This is a genomic window from Herbiconiux liangxiaofengii (assembly GCF_041927335.1).
In the GTDB taxonomy this organism is placed as follows: Bacteria; Actinomycetota; Actinomycetes; order Actinomycetales; family Microbacteriaceae; genus Herbiconiux; species Herbiconiux liangxiaofengii.
This window is the reverse complement of the sequence record NZ_JBHFHD010000005.1, coordinates 237,116-255,411: the sequence shown is the minus strand read 5'-3', so window position 1 is coordinate 255,411 and position 18,296 is coordinate 237,116. Positions and strand designations below refer to the sequence as shown.

At 69.6% G+C, this 18,296-nt stretch carries 16 protein-coding genes and 1 riboswitch; of the genes, 6 read left to right on the top strand and 10 right to left on the bottom strand.

All coding sequences use genetic code 11. The annotated features are described in order from the left end of the window. Positions 1–34 precede the first annotated feature (34 nt). Positions 35–116, bottom strand: a riboswitch (ZMP/ZTP riboswitch). Positions 117–123: 7 nt separating this feature from the next. Continuing rightward, positions 124–1,320 carry an MFS transporter gene (locus tag ACEXOR_RS03560; protein ID WP_374848009.1) on the bottom strand — a complete coding sequence of 399 codons (1,197 nt, stop codon included), beginning with the start codon at positions 1,318–1,320 and terminating at the stop codon, positions 124–126. Positions 1,321–1,560: 240 nt separating this feature from the next. Here ACEXOR_RS03560 and purU point away from each other — a divergent pair, with 240 nt between their 5' ends. Then, a complete protein-coding gene (purU, locus tag ACEXOR_RS03555; RefSeq protein ID WP_374848008.1) occupies positions 1,561–2,418 on the top strand; it encodes a formyltetrahydrofolate deformylase in 858 nt (285 codons plus the stop codon). Between the two features lie 18 nt (positions 2,419–2,436). On the opposite strand, the gene ACEXOR_RS03550 is transcribed toward purU, so the two are convergent. The 6 genes from ACEXOR_RS03550 to ACEXOR_RS03525 all read right to left on the bottom strand — a co-directional run bounded on the left by ACEXOR_RS03550 (position 2,437) and on the right by ACEXOR_RS03525 (position 10,026). After that, positions 2,437–3,225, bottom strand: coding sequence for a glucosamine-6-phosphate deaminase (locus ACEXOR_RS03550; RefSeq protein WP_374848007.1), 789 nt, complete (start codon positions 3,223–3,225; stop codon positions 2,437–2,439). Then, positions 3,213–4,181 carry an ROK family protein gene (locus ACEXOR_RS03545; RefSeq protein ID WP_374848006.1) on the bottom strand — a complete coding sequence of 323 codons (969 nt, stop codon included), beginning with the start codon at positions 4,179–4,181 and terminating at the stop codon, positions 3,213–3,215. Before ACEXOR_RS03545 ends, ACEXOR_RS03550 begins: the two co-directional genes overlap by 13 nt. Continuing rightward, positions 4,178–6,475 carry a glycoside hydrolase family 3 N-terminal domain-containing protein gene (locus tag ACEXOR_RS03540; protein WP_374848005.1) on the bottom strand — a complete coding sequence of 766 codons (2,298 nt, stop codon included), beginning with the start codon at positions 6,473–6,475 and terminating at the stop codon, positions 4,178–4,180. The genes ACEXOR_RS03545 and ACEXOR_RS03540 overlap by 4 nt, the downstream gene beginning before the upstream one ends. Next, positions 6,472–7,443: a carbohydrate ABC transporter permease gene (locus tag ACEXOR_RS03535; protein WP_374848004.1), complete on the bottom strand. Its 972-nt coding sequence runs from the start codon at positions 7,441–7,443 to the stop codon at positions 6,472–6,474. Before ACEXOR_RS03535 ends, ACEXOR_RS03540 begins: the two co-directional genes overlap by 4 nt. Positions 7,444–7,573: 130 nt before the next feature. Beyond that, on the bottom strand, positions 7,574–8,854 hold the full coding sequence (locus ACEXOR_RS03530; RefSeq protein ID WP_374848003.1) for an extracellular solute-binding protein: 1,281 nt from the start codon (positions 8,852–8,854) through the stop codon (positions 7,574–7,576). Positions 8,855–8,901: 47 nt separating this feature from the next. Continuing rightward, the gene (locus ACEXOR_RS03525; protein WP_374848002.1) at positions 8,902–10,026 is read right to left on the bottom strand and encodes an ROK family transcriptional regulator; all 1,125 of its coding nucleotides are present in this window, start codon (positions 10,024–10,026) and stop codon (positions 8,902–8,904) included. Positions 10,027–10,124: 98 nt separating this feature from the next. Between ACEXOR_RS03525 and ACEXOR_RS03520 the strand changes: the two genes are divergently transcribed. Together ACEXOR_RS03520 and nagA are read left to right on the top strand one after the other, a co-directional pair. Beyond that, a complete protein-coding gene (locus ACEXOR_RS03520) occupies positions 10,125–10,472 on the top strand; it encodes a YrdB family protein (protein WP_374848001.1) in 348 nt (115 codons plus the stop codon). Then, on the top strand, positions 10,469–11,710 hold the full coding sequence (gene nagA / locus ACEXOR_RS03515) for an N-acetylglucosamine-6-phosphate deacetylase (protein WP_374848000.1): 1,242 nt from the start codon (positions 10,469–10,471) through the stop codon (positions 11,708–11,710). The genes ACEXOR_RS03520 and nagA overlap by 4 nt, the downstream gene beginning before the upstream one ends. 191 nt (positions 11,711–11,901) lie before the next feature. Here nagA and ACEXOR_RS03510 read toward each other — a convergent pair whose 3' ends face one another. Continuing rightward, positions 11,902–13,119, bottom strand: coding sequence for an NADP-dependent isocitrate dehydrogenase (locus tag ACEXOR_RS03510; protein WP_374847999.1), 1,218 nt, complete (start codon positions 13,117–13,119; stop codon positions 11,902–11,904). Between the two features lie 133 nt (positions 13,120–13,252). Between ACEXOR_RS03510 and ACEXOR_RS03505 the strand changes: the two genes are divergently transcribed. The 3 genes from ACEXOR_RS03505 (at position 13,253) to ACEXOR_RS03495 (ending at position 14,525) form a co-directional block, all read left to right on the top strand. Beyond that, positions 13,253–13,705, top strand: coding sequence for a GNAT family N-acetyltransferase (locus ACEXOR_RS03505; protein ID WP_374847998.1), 453 nt, complete (start codon positions 13,253–13,255; stop codon positions 13,703–13,705). Between the two features lie 62 nt (positions 13,706–13,767). After that, complete coding sequence (locus ACEXOR_RS03500; RefSeq protein WP_374847997.1) at positions 13,768–14,064, top strand: MGMT family protein; 297 nt, start codon at positions 13,768–13,770, stop codon at positions 14,062–14,064. 23 nt (positions 14,065–14,087) lie between these two features. After that, complete coding sequence (locus ACEXOR_RS03495; protein ID WP_374847996.1) at positions 14,088–14,525, top strand: hypothetical protein; 438 nt, start codon at positions 14,088–14,090, stop codon at positions 14,523–14,525. Between the two features lie 48 nt (positions 14,526–14,573). Here ACEXOR_RS03495 and ACEXOR_RS03490 read toward each other — a convergent pair whose 3' ends face one another. Beyond that, entirely contained in the window at positions 14,574–16,388 is a 1,815-nt protein-coding gene (locus tag ACEXOR_RS03490; protein ID WP_374847995.1) for an ABC transporter ATP-binding protein, read from the bottom strand. Then, positions 16,385–18,187 (bottom strand): ABC transporter ATP-binding protein, encoded by a 1,803-nt coding sequence (locus ACEXOR_RS03485; protein WP_374847994.1) that lies wholly within the window; start codon positions 18,185–18,187, stop codon positions 16,385–16,387. Before ACEXOR_RS03485 ends, ACEXOR_RS03490 begins: the two co-directional genes overlap by 4 nt. Positions 18,188–18,296 lie beyond the last annotated feature (109 nt).

Here is an 18,296-nt window from a genome sequence, read left to right as displayed (position 1 = left end):
TCCTTTTCGGCATGACGGACAGAGTGTCGGGATCTGTATCGACCCAGGCGCGCGGCCGAATCCCTGTCCGTCGCTTCCCGATGGTGACCATCTGAACGCCAGTTGCGACGCCGTCAGCCTACCTCAGGAGCGGCGGCCACGGCGAGTGAGAGCCGGCGTCGCGAGCAGGAGCGCACCCGAGATCGCGATGGCCACGAGATCGACCCAGGGCAGCGCCTCGAGGCCGAAGGTGTCGAGGAAGAAGGCACCCACGACGGCTCCCAGGCCGATGCCCACGTTGAAGGCCGTGGAGTAGAACGCGCTGGCCGAGTCACGGATGGCGGGGTCGGCCACGTGCATCAACCGCGTGGCCATGAGCGTCGGGATGATGCCGAACACCACGCCCCACAGCGCGAAGGCCCCCACCGCGACCACGGGGTTCGCCGTGAACACCGCCAGCAGCAGCACGGAGACGGCCGTGGTGACGAGCGCGAGCACCAGCCCCGTCGACGGGCGCTTGCCGAAGAGCGCTCCGGCGATCACGAGGCCGACGGCGCCGGCGACGCCGTAGACCAGCAGGAGCAGACCCACCTCACCCTCGGCCACCCCCATGCGGTCGATCATGAAGGGGGCGATGTAGGTGTAGAAGCTGTAGTGGCCCACCGTCACCACGGCGGCGAAGATGCACACCAGGGCGACGGCCGGGATGCTGTCGTTCCACACGAAGCGGCGACGGCGACCGCTCGCGGTGAGCCCCGCATCCGGAGCGGTGTGCTGGAGGTGGTCGACCCGGGGCAGCATGAACCACAGCAGCACCGCGCCGAGCAGCGCCAGCAGGCCCACGGCGAGAAACGGGATGCGCCAGCCGAACGCGTGGCCCACGGTGGTGGCCAGCGGCACGCCCAGCACGAACGCGAGCGTTCCGCCGCCGGTGGTGAGCGCCACGGCCCGGCCGATCTGCTCCTTCGGAACGAGGTGCGCCGAGTAGGCGCCCACCACGCCCCAGAACACGCCGTGCGCCATGCCGCCGATGATGCGCACCACCACGAGGAACTCGTAGCTCGGGGCCTGGGAGGCCAGAACGCTCGTGACGGCCACCACGATCAGCACGCCCACCAGCAGCAGGTGACGCGGGATGCGCTTGAACAGCAGACTGAGCGGCACGCTGGTGAGCACCACGGCGAAGGCGAAGAAGCTGATCAGCAGACCGGTCTGCGACTCGGTGACGCCGAGGCCGGAGCTCATCTCGGGCAGGAGGCCGGTGGGGATCATCTCGGCGGTCACCGAGAGGAAGACGGCCGTCGCCAGAACGATCAGGCCGCCCCAGGGGAAGCGTTTCACGACCGGCACCGACCCGGTCTGAGGCAGAAATGTGGTCACAGCAGTGCGCACCATTCGAAGACATCTCGAAATTCGGCGGACAGAGGAGGCTCGAGTGCCGGTTCCTGACGACCTGAAGCACCGTGGCGAAAAAAGCGTCTCGCAGACGGCGACGACTTCGTACATGCCCGTGGCCGAACGATGACCGCGCGACCACTGACTATTCTAGCGGAGAGCCTGAGACAGGCAAGAGGAGAGAACATGTCGTTGCCGCGGAATCACTGGGTGCTCACGTTCGTCTGCGCCGACCTGCCCGGAATCGTGCACGCGGTGAGCGGAGCGGTGGTGGAGTCGGGCGGAAACATCACCGAGAGCCAGCAGTTCTCCTCCTCCGACACCGGCCGGTTCTTCATGCGCCTGCAGGTGGAGTCGGAGGCCGGCCGCGAGGTGTTCGAGGCGGCGCTCGCGCCCGTGGTGGAGCGCTACGGCATGCAGTGGCGGCTCGACACGGTGGGCCGGCCGCTGCGCACCCTCGTGCTCGCCTCCACGGCCGCGCACTGCGTGAACGACCTGCTGTTCCGCCGCCGGGCCGGGCAGCTGCCGGTCGAGATCCCGCTCGTGCTCTCCAACCACGGATCGCTCCGCGACCTCGCCGGCTTCTACGACGTGCCGTTCGAGTCGCTGCCGGTGACGGATGCGGAGTCGAAGGCCGCGTTCGAGCGTCGCGTGATCGAGGCGGTCGACGAGTACGACATCGAGCTCGTGGTGCTCGCCCGGTACATGCAGATCGTCTCGCCCGAGCTGTGCGAGCGGCTGGCCGGCCGGATGATCAACATCCACCACTCCTTCCTCCCCGGTTTCAAGGGTGCGAACCCCTACAAGCAGGCGCACGCGCGAGGTGTCAAGCTCATCGGCGCCACCGCCCACTTCGTCACGAGCGACCTCGACGAGGGGCCGATCATCGAGCAGAACGTGGTGCGGGTCGACCACACCCGCACTCCGGCCGAGCTCGTGGCCATCGGGCAAGACGAGGAGAGCCGCACACTCACCACCGCGGTGAAGTGGTTCGCGGAGGACCGCGTGCTGCTCGACGGGGCCCGCACCATCATCTTCCGCTGACCCGCCCGGCCACCTCGGCTAGAGGATGACCGGGTCCCAGATGGGCTTCTGCGCGAAGGCGTCGCGGTAGTACTCCAGCTCGGCGAGCTCGGAAGCCGCCTCCTCGTCGACCACCACCGTGGCGCGGGCGTGCAGCTGGATGGCCGACGCCGGCACGCTCGCCGACAGCGGGCCCTCCACCGCCGCCGCCACGGCCCGCGCCTTGCCGCGCCCGAACGCGAGCAGCACCAGTCGCCGCGCCCGCAGGATGGTGCCGAGCCCTTCGGTGATGCTGTGCACCGGCACGTCGTCGATCGAGTCGAAGAAGCGCGCGTTGTCCTCCCGGGTCTGCCGGGTGAGCGTCTTCACCCGCGTGAGCGAGGCGAACGACGAGCCGGGTTCGTTGAACCCGATGTGCCCGTCGGTGCCGATGCCGAGCAGCTGCAGGTCGACCCCGCCCGAGGCCAGGATCGCGTCTTCGTAGCGTTCGCCCGCGGTCTCGATGCCGAGCGGGCGCCCGTCGGGCACGTGCACGGCCGCCGGGTCGAGCCCGAGCGGCTTCACCACCTGACGGGTGATCACCGTGCGGTAGCTCTGCGGGTGGTCGGCCGGGAGAGCGACGTATTCGTCCAGCGCGAAGCCCCGCACGCCGGAGAGGTCGAGCCCGGCCCGCACCCGTTCGGCGAGGGCGCGGTACACCGGCAGCGGGGTGTCGCCCGTGGCCAGGCCGAGCACCGCATCCGGCTTCTGCAGCACCAGGCGCTCGACGGCCTCGGCCACGAGAGCGCCCGCGGCCGTTCGCGAGCCCACCACGATCACTTCTGCCATGCGCCGACCCTCTCGCTCCGGCCGCCTCGGCCGGCCGGCGCTCCCACGAGCGCCGCCCCCACCGCAGCGGCGGGAAAGCCGGCCGGTACGAGCAGAACCCGGCTCTCGAGCCCGAGCGACGCCAAGAACGGCGACTCCTCGGCCCAGGATGCCAGAACCCGACGCACCTCGTCGAGCAGCCACTGCCCGAGGTTGCTGAGACCGCCGCCGATCATCACCACCTCCACGTCGACGGTGAGCACGAGCACGCGCACCGCGGCGGCCACGTTGTCGACCAGCAGCCCCCGGATGGCCACGGCCTCCGGGTCTCCGGCATCCGCAGCGGCCATCAGCGAGCGCGCCGGGATCTCGTCGCCGGTGGCGTCGTGGGGTGACCAGCGGCGCGCGATGGCGGTGCCCGAGGCGAGCGTCTCGAGGCAGCCCCGCTGGCCGCAGGGGCAGAGCACTCCGTTCGGGTCGACGGGGATGTGGCCGATCTCGCCGGCCGCTCCGCGGGCGCCCCGCCAGAGCTCGCCGTCGATCACGAGTCCGGCGGCGAGGCCCGTGCCGAGGTTGAGGTAGGCCATCGACCGGGCCGTGAGCGAGGGCTGGGCCGTCATCAGGTGATAGGCGCCGAGCGCCGCCGCCTTGACGTCGTTCTCCACCTTCACCGGACAGCCGATGCGGTCGGTGACGATGCGACCGAGCTCGAGTTCGTCGAAACCGAGATTCACGGCGTGCGAGACCACGCCGGCCCGGGCGTCCACCTGCCCCGGGATGCCGATGCCGATCGAGTCGAACTCCGCCGGGTCGCGTCCGGTCAGGCGCGCCACCCGGGCGATGCCCTCCAGGGCGGTGTCCACCACGGCTTCGGCGCCGAAGCCGGTGGCCAGGCGCACGCGTTCGACCACGTCGCCCTGGTCGTCCACGGCCACCGCATCCGTCTTGGTGCCGCCGATGTCGAGACCGAGCCTCATGTGCGCACCGCCCGTTCGACGAGAACCTCGGCGAGCGCCTCCCCCACCAGCGCCGAGGCGCCGTAGGTGGCCACACCCGCGTAGCGTTCGTCGGATCCCGGCCACCCCATGTCGACGGTGACCACACGCGGCTGCCGTCGCCGCAGCTCGTCGACGAGGGCCACCACCTCGGGCCGTCGCTCGTTGTCCTTGCCGATCACCAGGACATATGCCTCACGGGGTATGTCACCGACCCAAGTGCGCCAGTCGTCCTCCAGCATCTCCTGCCCGAGGAGGTGCACGCCCCGATCTCCGAGGGAGCGGAACGGCCCCCAGGGCACCACACCGATGGCGCTGTTCGCAGCGGTGTCGATGCGCACCACGTGCCAGCCGGGGCCGGTCAGGAGGTCGGCGGCCTCGGGCGTCCAGGAGAACGCGGTGGCGACGGTACGGGCATCCGGAACCGTGGCGGGAGACGAGTCGTCGACGGCAGCCGAGCGCAACCAGCCGGCGAGCTGCCGGTTGCGAGCTTGCGCGCCGTCGAGACGCCGGGGGTCTAGCGAGCCGCTCTCGAGTGCGGCCTCGACGGCGTCGACGATGCCGTCGAGCTGCGCGGCCGTGTTCCCGGTGCCGAGGCAGAGCAGGTCGCAGCCCGCGGCGAGCGCCGCCACCGCCGCTGCCGGGATGCCGATGCTGCCGCTCGCGCCGGCCATGTCGAGCGCGTCGCTCACCACGACGCCGTCGAAGCCGAGCTCGCCGCGCAGGATGCCCGTGAGGATGTCCGGCGAGAACGTGGCGGGCCGCGTGGGATCGAGGCGGTCGAGGACGATGTGGCTCGTCATGACCGTGCGGGCCCCGGCGGCGATTCCGGCGGCGAACGGCACCAGCTCGCGCTCGCGCAGCACCTCGGCCGGCGCATCGACGTGAGGGAGGGCGAGGTGCGAGTCCTGCGCGGTGTCGCCGTGCCCCGGGAAGTGCTTCAGGCACGCCGCGACACCGCGCGACTGGAGTCCCTCGGTCCACGCGACGGTGTGCCGGGCCGCGAGCGCGGGATCGGCACCGAAGCTCCGCACACCGATCACGGGGTTCAGCGGGTTGGAGTTGACGTCGGCGTCGGGGGCGAAGTCGAGGTTCACTCCCACGTCGCGGAGGGCTGCGCCGACCGCAGACCCGACGGACCGCGTGATCTCGACGTCGTCGAGCCGGCCGAGCACCGCGTTGCCGGGATACGGGGCCCCGCGGTCGTAGAACAGCCGGGTGACGTCGCCGCCCTCCTCGTCGATGGCGATCAGAGCTTCGGGGTTCGCAGCCAGAACGGCGGCGGTGAGGGCGCGGAGCTGCTCCGGCGACTCGACGTTCTCGCCGAAGAGGCACACCCCGGCGAGGCCTTCGCCGAGCATCCGTTCGACCCAGGCCGGCAGGGTGGTGCCCTCGAAACCGGGCAGCAGGGTGCCGAGCACGGCGGAGCGGCTCATCCCTTCACCGCCCCGCTCACGAGACCCGACGTCATGCGCCCCTGCACGAGCAGGAAGAACACGATCACCGGGATGGCCATGAGCGTCGAGCCCGCCATGATGGCCGCCCAGTTCGTGGTGCCGGTGACCTGCTGGAAGGTGCGCAGCCACACCGGCAGCGTCATCATCTCGGGGCGCGAGTTCACGACCAGGGCCAGCAAGAACTCGTTCCAGGCCTGGATGAAGCCGAACACACCGGTGGCCACGAGCCCGGGCGCGAGCAGGGGGGAAGGTGATGTGCCAGAAGGCGCCGGTGCGCGAGCAGCCGTCGATCATGGCGGCTTCCTCGAGCTCGATGGGAACACCGTTCACGAAACCGCGCAGGGTCCAGATGGTGAACGGCAGCACGGTCGCCACGTAGACCAGGGTGAGCCCGGCGATGGTGTTGAGCAGGTTCCAGCCGTCGAGCACACGGTAGGTGGAGACGATCATGGCCTCGGCCGGGATCATCTGGATGATCAGGATGGCGAAGATGAACGCCTTACGGCTGCGGAACCGGTAACGGGTGACGGCGAGCGACGCGAGGAAGGCGAACACCAGCGCGATCACCACAGTCGACACCGTCACGAGCAGCGAGTTGCCGAGGGCCGGCAGGAACGGCGCCCGACCCGGATCGAAGATCACCGTCTCGTAGTTGGCCGTGGTGAGGTGCTGGGGCCAGAAGTTCGGCACGCTGCCGCGGATCTCGTTGTTGGGCTGCAGCGAGGTGTTCACCATCCAGTACACGGGGAACACCGAACAGGCGAACACCACGATCGAGGCGGTGCCGAGCAGGACGCCCGTGAGTCGCTTCTTGGTCATTGCTCCTCCTCCCTGAGGCTCCGGCGCACGTAGAACAGCGAGATGGCCACCATCAGGACGACCATGATCACCGCGATGGCACCGCCGGTGCCGTAATCGCCGCCGCCGATGGAGGTCTGGTAGATGTAGACGCCGAGCGTCGAGGTCTGCTCCTTGATGCCGCCGATGCCCTGCAACGCGAAGATCTGGGTGAACACCCGCAGGTCCCAGATGACCTGCAGGATCACCACCACCACGAAGATCGACCGCAGGTACGGGAACACGATCAGGCGGAACCGCTGCCACGCCCCGGCGCCGTCGAGCTGAGACGCCTCGAGCACCTCGTCGGGCACCTGGGTGAGTCCGGCGTAGATCGTGAACGCCACGAACGGCACGGCACCCCAGGTGACGATGATGGTGGCCACCACGAAGAACGAGAACGGGTCGATCAGCCAGGAGTGGTTCGTGAAGTCCTGGCCCGACACGGCTTCCATCAGGTAGTTCACCACGCCGTACTGGGTGTCGAACATCCAGCCCCACACGATCGTGGCGGTGAGCGCCGGCATCGCCCAGGCGAGCAGCAGGCCCACCGAGACCAGCACGGTGAAGAAGCGATTGGTGCGCTTCATCAGCAGCGCCACCGAGGTGCCGAGCACCATCGCCGTGACCACGTTGGCGACGCAGAACAGCAGGCTCCGGCCGAGCACCGCCCAGAACTGCGGATCGCCGAGCACCCGCGTGTAGTTGTCGAGCCCGATGAACGGAGCCGGCGCCCCGAACACCTGGGCGCGTCCGAACTCCTGGAACGACATCACGAACAGCTGCACCAGAGGCCAGCCGATCACCGCGGCGAGCACGATCAGGGCGGGGACGAGCAGCAGGATCGGGGTGAACCGGGCGCGTGGGCGCTTCGCGGTTCCGGGATCGGGCGGCAGCTCCTGCACACCCCCGGACTCGTGCTCGCGCACGAGCAGCACTGGCGAGGTCATCAGACGGTACTCCTACTACGATTGCGGATGCGCCAATCACCTTCCTAGGGCGATGGGCACGGGGCCGACGGTGGCCGATGGCGGTGTTCGCGCGCCGCCCCGGCCACCGTCTGGTTCGACGGCTCGAGCTCTAGGAGTTCAGGATGCCGTCGATCTTCTCGTCGAGGGCCTTCGCGAGCTCCTCCACGTCACCGCCCTGGGCGATGCTGACGAAGAAGTCCTGCAGGGCGCCCGAGGCCTCCACGTCGGCCCACTTCGGCGAGGCCGGGGTGAGCTTGGCGTTGGCCGCGGCCTCCGCGATGGCCGTGGCCACCTCGTCGGTGCCGAGCGTCGAGGCGAGCGAGATCTTGGCCGGCACGAGCCCGTTCTCGCCGAGGATCGTCTGGTACTCGTCGCTCAGCATGATCTCCAGGGCATCGGTGGCGAGCTCCGGATGGGCCGAGTTCGCCGACACCGCGATGTTCGAGCCACCCGCGAACACGTGCGCCGCGCCGCCGTCCGCACCCGGGAGCGCGTAGACGCCGAGGTTGGCCTCCTGATCGGGGCAGCCGGGCGCATCCGCGTCGGCCGGGGCCAGGATGGAGCCCTTCACCCAGCTGGGGGCGCTGAGGTTCGCGACCGTCCCCTCGCAGAACGGTACCTGCGGGTCGGTCTCGTTGCCGTCCTTCGGGGCGACGCTCGCCTTCGTCATGACCTCCTGCACCTGCTTCAGGCCCGCGATCGACTCGGGGCTGGAGAAGCTCGACGTCCAGGTGTCGCCGCTCTGCGTGGCGATCTCGCCACCGGCCTCCCAGATGTAGGGCAGCGCGTTGTACCAGTCCTGGCCCGGGAAGTAGATGCCCGAGACGCCGGGATTGGCCGCGGCGAGCGCCACACCGTTCGAGACGTACTGGTCGAGCGTGGTGGGAACCGTGAGGCCCGCGTTCGCGAGCAGGTCCTTCTTGTAGAACACCAGTCGCGCGCCCGAGTAGTACGGGGCTGCGAAGAGCTTCCCGTCGTAGCTGCCCGCCTCGACGAACCCGGGGAGGAGGTCGTCGCCGCCGAGCTCGTCCTCGACGCCGGAGAGGTCGGCGAAGGCGCCCGCCGAGGTGAAGGCCGCCGCTTGGGTGTTGCCCACCTCCACCACGTCGGGGCTGTCGGAGCCCGAGAGGTTCGTCGTCAGCTTGTCGACGAGCCCCGTCCACGACTGCTCCTCGATGGTGAGGGTGGAGCCGGGGTGGTCTTTCTCGAACGTGCTGACCAGGTAGTCACGGGCATCCTGCGGGGTGTCGGTGCCGTTCAGCCAGACCCGGATGTCGGCTGCCTCGTCGCTGCCGCCGGCGCTGTCTCCCGACGAGCCTCCGGCGCAACCGGCGAGCGCGAGGGCTGCGGTGACGCTGAGCGCGGTGACCGCGAGTGTCGTCTTCCTCATGGTGTTCTGCCTTTCCTAGGGCGATGGAGTGCTTCTCTGGTGGTGGGTTATGACACGCCGAGCTGGCCCGAGAGAACCATCACGGCGGCGCCGCGCAGAACGATGTCCTGCCCGAGCGTCGTCATGCGCAGCGTGAGTGAGCCGTGGAACTCGGCCATCGTGCGGCTGCGCAGGGTCTCGAGGGTCGCTGTCATCAGCGGCCCGCCGAGCAGGTCGGTGGGGCCGCTCAGGATGACCTCGCTGAGGTCGAGCGCTCCCACCACCGGCGCGAGGGCGATGCCGAGCCGCTGGCCCGCCTCCCGGAGGACGGCCGTTCGCGCGGCGCCCTCCTCCCCCTCGAGCCGGACGATCAGGTTCGGGATGCTGAGCCACGTCTCGAGACACCCCCGCTTTCCGCAGGCGCAGACCGCGCCCCCGTCGGTGCCCACCACCACGTGGCCGATCTCGCCGGCGGCGAAGCGGCTGCCGTAGAGCGGGGTGCCGTTGAGCAGGAGGCCCGCGCCGACACCGTGACCGACAGTGATGAGCATCGCGTCGCTGTCGGCACCGCCGAAGCTGTGCTCGGCGAGCACTGCGGCGTTGGCGTCGTTCGCGACGAGCACGGGCACGCCGAAGCGCTCGGCGAGGATGCTCTGCAGAGGCATCCCGTTCCAGCCGAGGTTGGGCGCGGAGAGCACGGTTCCGCCGAGGTCGACCACACCGGGCGAGCCCACCCCGATGCCGAGCACCGGAGCCGTGGCCTGCCCGATCAGGTCATGGGCGAGGGCGACGACCTTCTGCACCGCCGCGTCGCCGGTGCTGCCGTCGAGGGGCACCTCGGCCCGGGCGCTGATGGCGCCGTCGAGGTCGAGCAGCGCCCCGGTGAAGCCGGAGTGCTCGGAGAGGTCGAGCCCCACGATCACGAAGGCCGATCGGTCGAGGTCGAGCAGGGTGGCGGGTTTTCCGGGCCGGATCTCCTCGCGCTGCCCGAGCTCCACCACCAGTCCGTCGGCCATCAGGTCGGCCACGAGAGCGCTCACCGTCACGCGGGTCAGGCCGGTCTCCCGGGCGATGTCGGCGCGACTGCGCCGCCCGTCGCGGTAGAGGGTCTGCAGCACCAGCGAGCGGTTGTGCCCGCGGGCGTCGACCGGCAGCACCTTCGATGAAGGGCGGAGGGGACGGAGCGCTGTCATGGGGTTAGTAAAGCGTACGAACTAACTCGCATCAAGGGTTGCGGGGTATTCGTTTGCGATCTTTACAAACTCGAAACACGGGCGTCTAGCATTGCTGTGTGAGCACAACCCCGCCCCGCCTCCAGGTGAACGACGTCGTCCGGCTCCTCGTGGAGCTGTTCGCCGTGTTCACCTTCGCCTTCTGGGGCATCGTGGCCTGGCCCTTCCCCTGGAACATCGCGCTCGGCATCGTGACGCCACTGTTCGCCATCCTCGTCTGGGCGCTGTTCCTGTCACCGCGCTCGGTCATCCACCTCGACTCCTTCGGGCGCGCCCTGGTCGAGATCGTGCTGCTGGGGTCGGCGGCGCTGGCCTGGCTGATGCTCGAGCAGCCGATCGTGGCCCTGGTGTTCGGAGTCGTGGCCGCGGTGAGCGGTGTCATCGCGGGGCGCCGGGAGCTCGCATGAACCCGGCGGGCTCCGCGCATCCGCTGCTGGTGCACGGCGCCCGCAAACTCGACGCCGACGGCGTGCTGGACGACTTCTGGCTCCTCACCCACGGCGGCACCGTCGTGGCGACCGGCACCGGCGACGGCTGGCGCACGCACGTCGGCGAACGACGGAGTTTCGGGGCGACGACGGAGGCTCGCTCCGACGTTCCCTCGTCCGGCCCTGAAACGCCGTCGCCCGAGGCCGACCCGATCGTGGTCGACGCCGGCGGCGACTGGCTCACCCCGGGATTCATCGACCTGCACGCGCACGGCGGCGGCGGCTTCTCGTTCGACGACGGCACCGACGCCATCCGCTCGGCCCTCGCCGTGCACCGCACGCACGGAACCACCCGCTCGGTGATCTCGCTCGTGGCCAACCCTCCGCACGTACTGGCCGCGTCCCTGGACGCCATCGCCCGCCTTGCCGCCCACGACCCGCTCGTGCTCGGTTCGCACCTCGAAGGGCCGTTCCTCGCGCCGGCTCGCAAGGGCGCGCACAACGTCGACTTCCTCGGCGTGCCCACCCATCACGTTCTGAAGCAGCTGCTCGAGGCGTCGGAGGGGCGACTCGCCCAGGTCACCATCGCGCCCGAGCTGCCGGGCGCGCTCGAGGCGATCGACACGTTCGCCGCCTCGGGTGCCGTGGTGGCGATCGGCCACACGGATGCGGACTACGCGCTCACCCGCCGGGCGTTCGACCGGGGCGCCACCCTGCTCACCCACGCCTTCAACGCGATGCCGGGCATCCACCACCGCCACCCCGGGCCGGTGACGGCAGCCCTCGACGACCCTCGGGTTACGCTCGAGCTCATCGCCGACGGGGTGCACGTGCACCCCGCCGTGCTCGCACTCGCGTTCGCTGCCGCCCCCGACCGCATCGCGCTGGTCACCGACGCGATGGCCGCCGCCGGCGCCCCCGACGGCGCATACCGACTCGGCACACTCGACGTCACGGTGGCCGACGGTGTCGCCACCCTCACGGGCACCGACACCATCGCCGGTTCGACACTCACGCAGGACGCGGCCCTCCGCGCCATCGTGGCCGCGGGTGTCGACCCGGTCGCGGCGGTCACCGCCCTCACCGCCACACCCGCCCGCGTTCTCGGCCGGCCCGACCTCGGCCGTCTCCGCCCGGGCCTGGCTGCCGACCTGGTGCTCCTCACCCACACCTTCCACGTGCGCCACGTCTGGGCGGCCGGCCGACCCCTCCCCTGACCCGCCCTGACCCACCCTTCGGGGCGGCCGGTGACGACGGGGTATGGGTGGGCGGCCGGGGAACGACGGAGGCCGGGCCCGTCGTTCGGCCGGGCCTCCGTCGTTTTCGCCCCGCCCCAGCCGCGCGCGGGTGGGACGCCGAAGGCCCCCGGCCGCTGGGCGGTCGGGGGCCTTCGGGTGGAGCGGGCGGGTCAGGCCGCCATGCGCTCCTGGAGGTTGGCGTCCAGCGTCGCCAGGAACTCCTCGGTGGTCTGGTACGGCTGGTCGGGGCCGACCAGGAGTGCCAGGTCTTTCGTCATCTTGCCCGACTCGACCGTCTTGATCACGACGTCTTCGAGGGCGAGCGAGAAGTCGATCAGCTCCTGGTTGCCGTCGAGCTTGCCGCGGTGGGCGAGCCCTCGGGTCCAGGCGAAGATCGAGGCGATCGGGTTGGTCGACGTGGGCTTGCCGGCCTGATGCTGGCGGTAGTGCCGGGTGACGGTGCCGTGCGCGGCCTCCGCCTCGACGACCTTGCCATCCGGAGTCGCGAGCACGCTCGTCATCAGGCCGAGCGAGCCGAAGCCCTGGGCCACGGTGTCACTCTGCACGTCGCCGTCGTAGTTCTTGCAGGCCCAGACGTAGCCGCCCTCCCACTTCATCGCCGAGGCGACCATGTCGTCGATGAGGCGGTGCTCGTAGGTGAGACCGGCGGCGTCGAACTGCTCCTTGAACTCGGTGTCGAAGATCTCCTGGAAGATGTCCTTGAAGCGGCCGTCGTAGGCCTTCAGGATCGTGTTCTTCGTGGAGAGGTACACCGGGTAGTTGCGGGTGAGGCCGTAGTTCAGCGAGGCACGCGCGAAGTCGCGGATCGACGCGTCCTGGTTGTACTGCACCTGGGCGATGCCGTCATCCGGAGCGTCATAGACGTCGAACTTCATCGGCTCGGAGCCGTCTTCGGGGGTGAACTCGACCGTGAGCTTGCCCTTGCCCTTGAACACGAAGTCGGTGGCGCGGTACTGGTCGCCGAAGGCGTGACGGCCGATGATGATCGGCTTGTTCCAGCCCGGCACCAGGCGAGGGATGTTCGAGATGATGATGGGCTCGCGGAAGATGACGCCGCCGAGGATGTTGCGGATGGTGCCGTTGGGCGACTTCCACATCTTCTTCAGGCCGAACTCCTCCACCCGCGCCTCATCGGGCGTGATGGTGGCGCACTTCACGCCGACACCGTGCTTCTGGATGGCGTGGGCCGCGTCGATGGTGACCTGGTCGTCGGTCGCGTCGCGGTGCTCGATGCCGAGGTCGTAGTACTCGAGGTTCACATCGAGATAGGGGTGGATCAGCGTGTCTTTGATGGCCTGCCAGATGATGCGGGTCATCTCGTCGCCGTCGAGTTCGACGACCGTGCCTTCAACCTTGATCTTTGACAATTCAGCTCCTCATCAGCCGCCGGAAATCGGGCCGCTGACCAGTTTACCCTTTGCGGCAGATATCTCGACGTCGAGATAGTTGCGCTCGTCGGGGCGCTGGCGCACCGCTCCCCCGAGCCATTAGCCTGGGGCCATGAGCGAACTGAGCCTCGAGGAGCTGTCGGCGTCGAACATCGTCGCGGCCAACACCCTGACGTTGAAGCCGGGGCAGGAGCAGTTCGTCGCCCCGGTGTCGCACTCCATCGCCGAGGCCTACGTGAACCCGGCCACCGCCTGGCCTCGTGTCGTGCGTGAAGACGGCGAGGTCGTCGGCTTCATCATGGGCAACTTCGACCCCGAAGCGCAGGAGGAGGAGTTCAAGGCCTGCATCTGGCGCATCAACGTCGACGCCGACGCGCAGGGCCACGGTGTCGGCCGTTTCGCCGTGCTGTCGGTGGCCGACGAGGCCCGCCGCCGCGGCCTCGAACGCATCACCGTGATCTACGAGCCGGGAGAGGCCGGCCCGGCCGCCTTCTTCGAGAAGCTCGGCTTCACCCCGTACAGCGAGACGCCCTACGGCGAGACCGTCGCGGCGCTCGAACTCTGAACGACCCGGCTCTGAACGACCCCGCCCTGAACGACCCCGCTCCACGCGGCTTCGTCGACGACGTGCTCGAGGTGGTCGACTCCATACCTCCCGGACAGGTGCTGACCTACGGCGACGTCGCGGCCCTGCTGGGCTCCCGCGCCGCCCGCGCGGTGGGTACGGTGATGCGGCTCTACGGCAGCGGGCATCCGTGGTGGCGGGTGGTTCGGGCGGGCGGTCTTCCGCCCTCCGGGCACGAGGTCGCGGCGCGCATCCGCTACGAGGCCGAGGGCACGCCTCTCCGAGCGATCTCGCGGGATCCGGGATACGCCGTCGAGTACGCTGTAGCTCGGTGGCGGCCGCCGCACCCGGCCGCCTGACTCGGAAGGACCACCCACAGCAGATGAACAGACGCGCAATCCTCACGGTGGTCACCGCAGCCGGCCTCGCGATGTCGCTGTCGGGCTGCACACTGGCCGATGCGATCACTCCGCCGATCGTGGCCGAGATCTACCCCACCGTCGCCGACGCCGACGCACCTGACGCCACGATCGCCATCCCCGATTGGGTGCCGGCCGATGCCCTCAACATCCAGATCAAAGAGAACCAGGCCACGGGCGAGAGCATCATGCAGTTCGGTCAGCCGACTCCCCCGCCGACTCCCATCGGAGCTCCCTGCGATGCATCCATGGCCGACCAGCAGTCGACCATGATCGACACCTGGTGGCCCCGCTCCATCCCGATGGACCAGGTGGTCTGCGATGGCGACTGGCACATCTTCGTGGCCGGGGGAATCCAGTACTTCGCGTGGAAGAACGCGACCGACGCCGAAGAGAAGTAGGAACCACGCCGCGACCGCGGTTCGGTAGCGACGCGAGCGCCGCTGCCCTCACACCAGCGAGCTGCGCCACGACGCGTGCAGCTGCGAGAACCGCCCGTCGCCGGCGATGAGCTCCGCGGGCGTGCCGTCCTCGACGATGCGCCCCTGCTCCATCACGAGCACCCGGTCGGCGATCGACACCGTCGAGAGGCGGTGCGCGATGATCACGGCTGTCCGGTCGGCGAGCAGGGTCTGCAGCGCATCCTGAACCAGGCGTTCGCTCGGGATGTCGAGCGAGGCGGTCGCCTCGTCGAGGATGAGCACGGCGGGGTCGGCCAGGAATGCGCGCGCGAACGAGATGAGCTGTCGCTGGCCGGCTGACACCCGTCCGCCGCGCTTGTTCACATCGGTCTCGTACCCGTTCGGCAGCCCTCGGATGAACGAGTCCGCCCCCACCGCGGCAGCCGCCGCGATGATCTCGTCGCGGCTCGCCTCCGGCTTGCCGATGGCGATGTTGTCGGCGACAGTACCGGAGAAGAGGTACGCCTCCTGCGTCACCATCACGATGGCGCGGCGCAGGTCTTTGGGGTGCAGGTCGCGCAGGTCGATGCCGTCGAGCGTCACCCGGCCGGCCGTCGGGTCGTAGAACCGCGAGATCAGTTTGGCGAGCGTCGACTTGCCGGCCCCGGTCGAGCCCACCAGCGCGATGGTCTGCCCGGCCGGGATGTCGAGGTCGAAGCGGGGCAGGATGGGACGGTCGGCCGTGTAGCCGAACTCCACGCCCTCGAACGCCACGTTGCCCGACGAGTGCCAGAGGTCGACCGGCTTCTCCGGGTCGGGAACGCTCGGGCGCTCCTCGAGCACACCCGAGATCTTCTCGAGGGCAGCGGTGGCGCTCTGGTAACCGTTGTAGAACATCGCCATGTCCTCCATCGGGTCGAAGAAGCGCCGCGTGTAGAGCACCGCCGCCAGCAGCACACCGATCTCGAGACTCCCGTCCAGCGCCCGGAAGGCGCCGACGAGCAGCACCACCGCCACCGCCACGTTGCCGATCAGCACGAGCCCCGGGTCGTAGATGCCGAACAGCCGGATGGCCTTCGCGTTGGACTCCCGGTAGTCCTCGACCACGGCGCCGAACTCGCCCTCGTTGCGCTTCTCGGTGCGGAATGCCTTCACCGCTCTGATGCCCGTCATGGTCTCGACGAACTGCACGATCAGCCGCGCGGAAGCCACCCGCGTGCGGCGGAACAGCCGCTGCGACCGCACCTGGAACCACCGGGTGAGCACGCCGAGCGGTACGAGGGCGGCGAGCAGGATGAAGCCCGACTCCACGTCGAGCAGGAACAGCGCCACCGCGGTGAACGCCATGTACAGCACACCCTGCACGAGCTGGTTGATGCCCGAGTCCAGCAGCTCCCGGATGGCGTCGAGATCGCTGGTCTGTCGCGAGATGATGCGCCCCGAGGTGTAGCTCTCGTGGAACTCCAGGCTCAGTTTCTGCGTGTGCAGGAACACCCGTCGACGCAGGTCGAAGAGGATCTCCTGGCTGATCCGGGCCGAGAGCACCGTGAACCACGCGATCAGCAGCGCGCCGGTGACCCCGGCGAGCAGGTACGCCGCACCGGCCAGCGCCACCGGCATCCAGTTCTGGTCGAGCAGCGCGGGCAGACCGGTGTCGATGCCGTAGGCGATGATCGACGGGCCCGCCACCTGCGAGATGGTGCTGATGATCACCGCCACCACGGCCACCACGAGCCGGCCGCGCAGGGGCCGCACGAGTGACCCCAGCAGTCGCAGCGAGCGCGCGCGGATCTGCGTGCTCTCGGCACGGTTGAGGTCGTCGCGCTCCTCGCCCTCGACGCCCCGCACGGAGGAATCGGTCATGAGTTCAGCTCCTCGGCTGTCAGTTCGCGTACCTCGGCCTCGAGGCTGGAGATCACGAATCGGTAGTGCTCGCTCGTGGCGAGCAGCTCGGAGTGGGTGCCCACGGCGGTGACCCGCCCGTTCTCCAGCAGCGCCACCCGGTCGGCCAGCGCCACGGTCGAGGGCCGATGGGCCACGATCAACGCGGTCGTGGTGGCGAGCACGCGCCGGAGGGCCGCCTCCACCAGCGCCTCGGTGTCGACGTCGAGGGCCGAGAGCGGGTCGTCCAGCACCAGGATGCTCGGCTTCGCCGCGATGGCCCTGGCCAAAGCGAGTCGCTGGCGCTGACCGCCCGAGAGGCTGAGGCCCTCTTCACCCACCTTGGTGTCCAGGCCCTGCGGGAGGTCGTCGACGAAGGCCGCCTGAGCGATCTCCAGCGCCTCGAGCAGCTCGGCCTCGGTGCCGTCGGGCCGCCCGAGCAGCACGTTCTCGCGAACCGTCTTGCTGAACAGGGTGGCCTCCTCGAAGGCCATCGCCACGCGAGACCGGAGATCTTCCCTGGTCAGATCGCGCACGTCGACACCGTCGACCCGCACCGCTCCCCCGGTGACGTCGTACAGCCGGGTGGTGAGCGCGGTGAGCGTCGACTTGCCCGAGCCCGTCAGGCCCACGAGCGCCATCGTCTCGCCGGGGCGCACGGTGAGCGTGACGCCGTCGATCAGGTCGGGGAACGACTCCGGCGCATCCTGGTAGCGGAAGTGCACGTCGTCGAACACCAGCTCGCCGCGCCCGCCCGCGATACTCGCCGGCGATTCGGGGTCGACGATGGTGTTGGGCGCATCCATCACTTCGAAGAAGCGCAGCGTCGCCGTCTTGGCGTCGAGCGTCATGGCGAGGAAGTACCCCATCGACCAGATCGGGAAGAGCAGCACCGTGCCCGTGGCGAAGAACGCGACGAGCTCGCCCACCGACGACTGACCCACCGAGGCGAGCCACACGCCCACCACCAGGCACACCCCGAACGCGAGGTCGGGGATGAGCGTGAGGTACAGCCAGATGCCGGCGATGGCCTTGGCCTTCTCGATCTCGGTGCCCCGCAGCTCCTCGGCCTGCGACTCGAAGCGCTTGAGCGCGTAACGCGACCGCCCGAAGGCCTTCAGAACCCGGATGCCGTGCACCGACTCCTCCACGCTCGTCGCGAGGTCGCCGGCCTGGTCCTGGCTGCGCCGGGCCACGGAGGAGTACTTGCGCTCGAACGAGAACCCGTACGCGATGACCGGGATGGCGGCGGCCGCGAAGATGAGGCCGAGCACCCAATTCATCACGATCAGGATGACGAGGCCGCCCACCAGGGTGAGAACGTTCACGATCAGCAGCACCAGCCCGAACGAGAGCCAGCGCCGGATGAGGTTGAGGTCGCTCACCGCCCGCGAGAGCAGCTGCCCGCTCGGCCAGCGGTCGTGGAAGCTCACCGGCAGGTCTTGCAGCTTGGCGTAGAGAGCGTTTCGCATCCGGGCTTCGACGTGGGTGCCGGGCGTGAGCACGAGCGCACGCCGCAGGCCGATCAGCACGGCTTCGAGCACGCCGAGACCCAGCACGATTCCGGCCGCCACCCAGATCTGCGAGGCGTCGCCGTCGGCGAGCGGCCCGTCGACCATCCACTGCAGCACCTGCGGGATGGCGAGCGCCACGAGGCTCGCCAGCAGCGAGACGGCCATGGCCGTGTAGATGCGCGGAAGCGCCGCTGCGGCATAGGGGCGCAGGCGCGCGAGCGTGGCCACCGTGCCGGTGGCGGGGCCGTCGTTCTGCGGGTTCTGCATGTCTGTCCTCACGTGCTGAGCGTCGTGCTCGTGGCACAACGTGACGCTGCTCGCAGGGATTCCCCCGGGGAGTGGTGGGGAGAGGTCGGCCGCCCGATCAGGGCGCCGG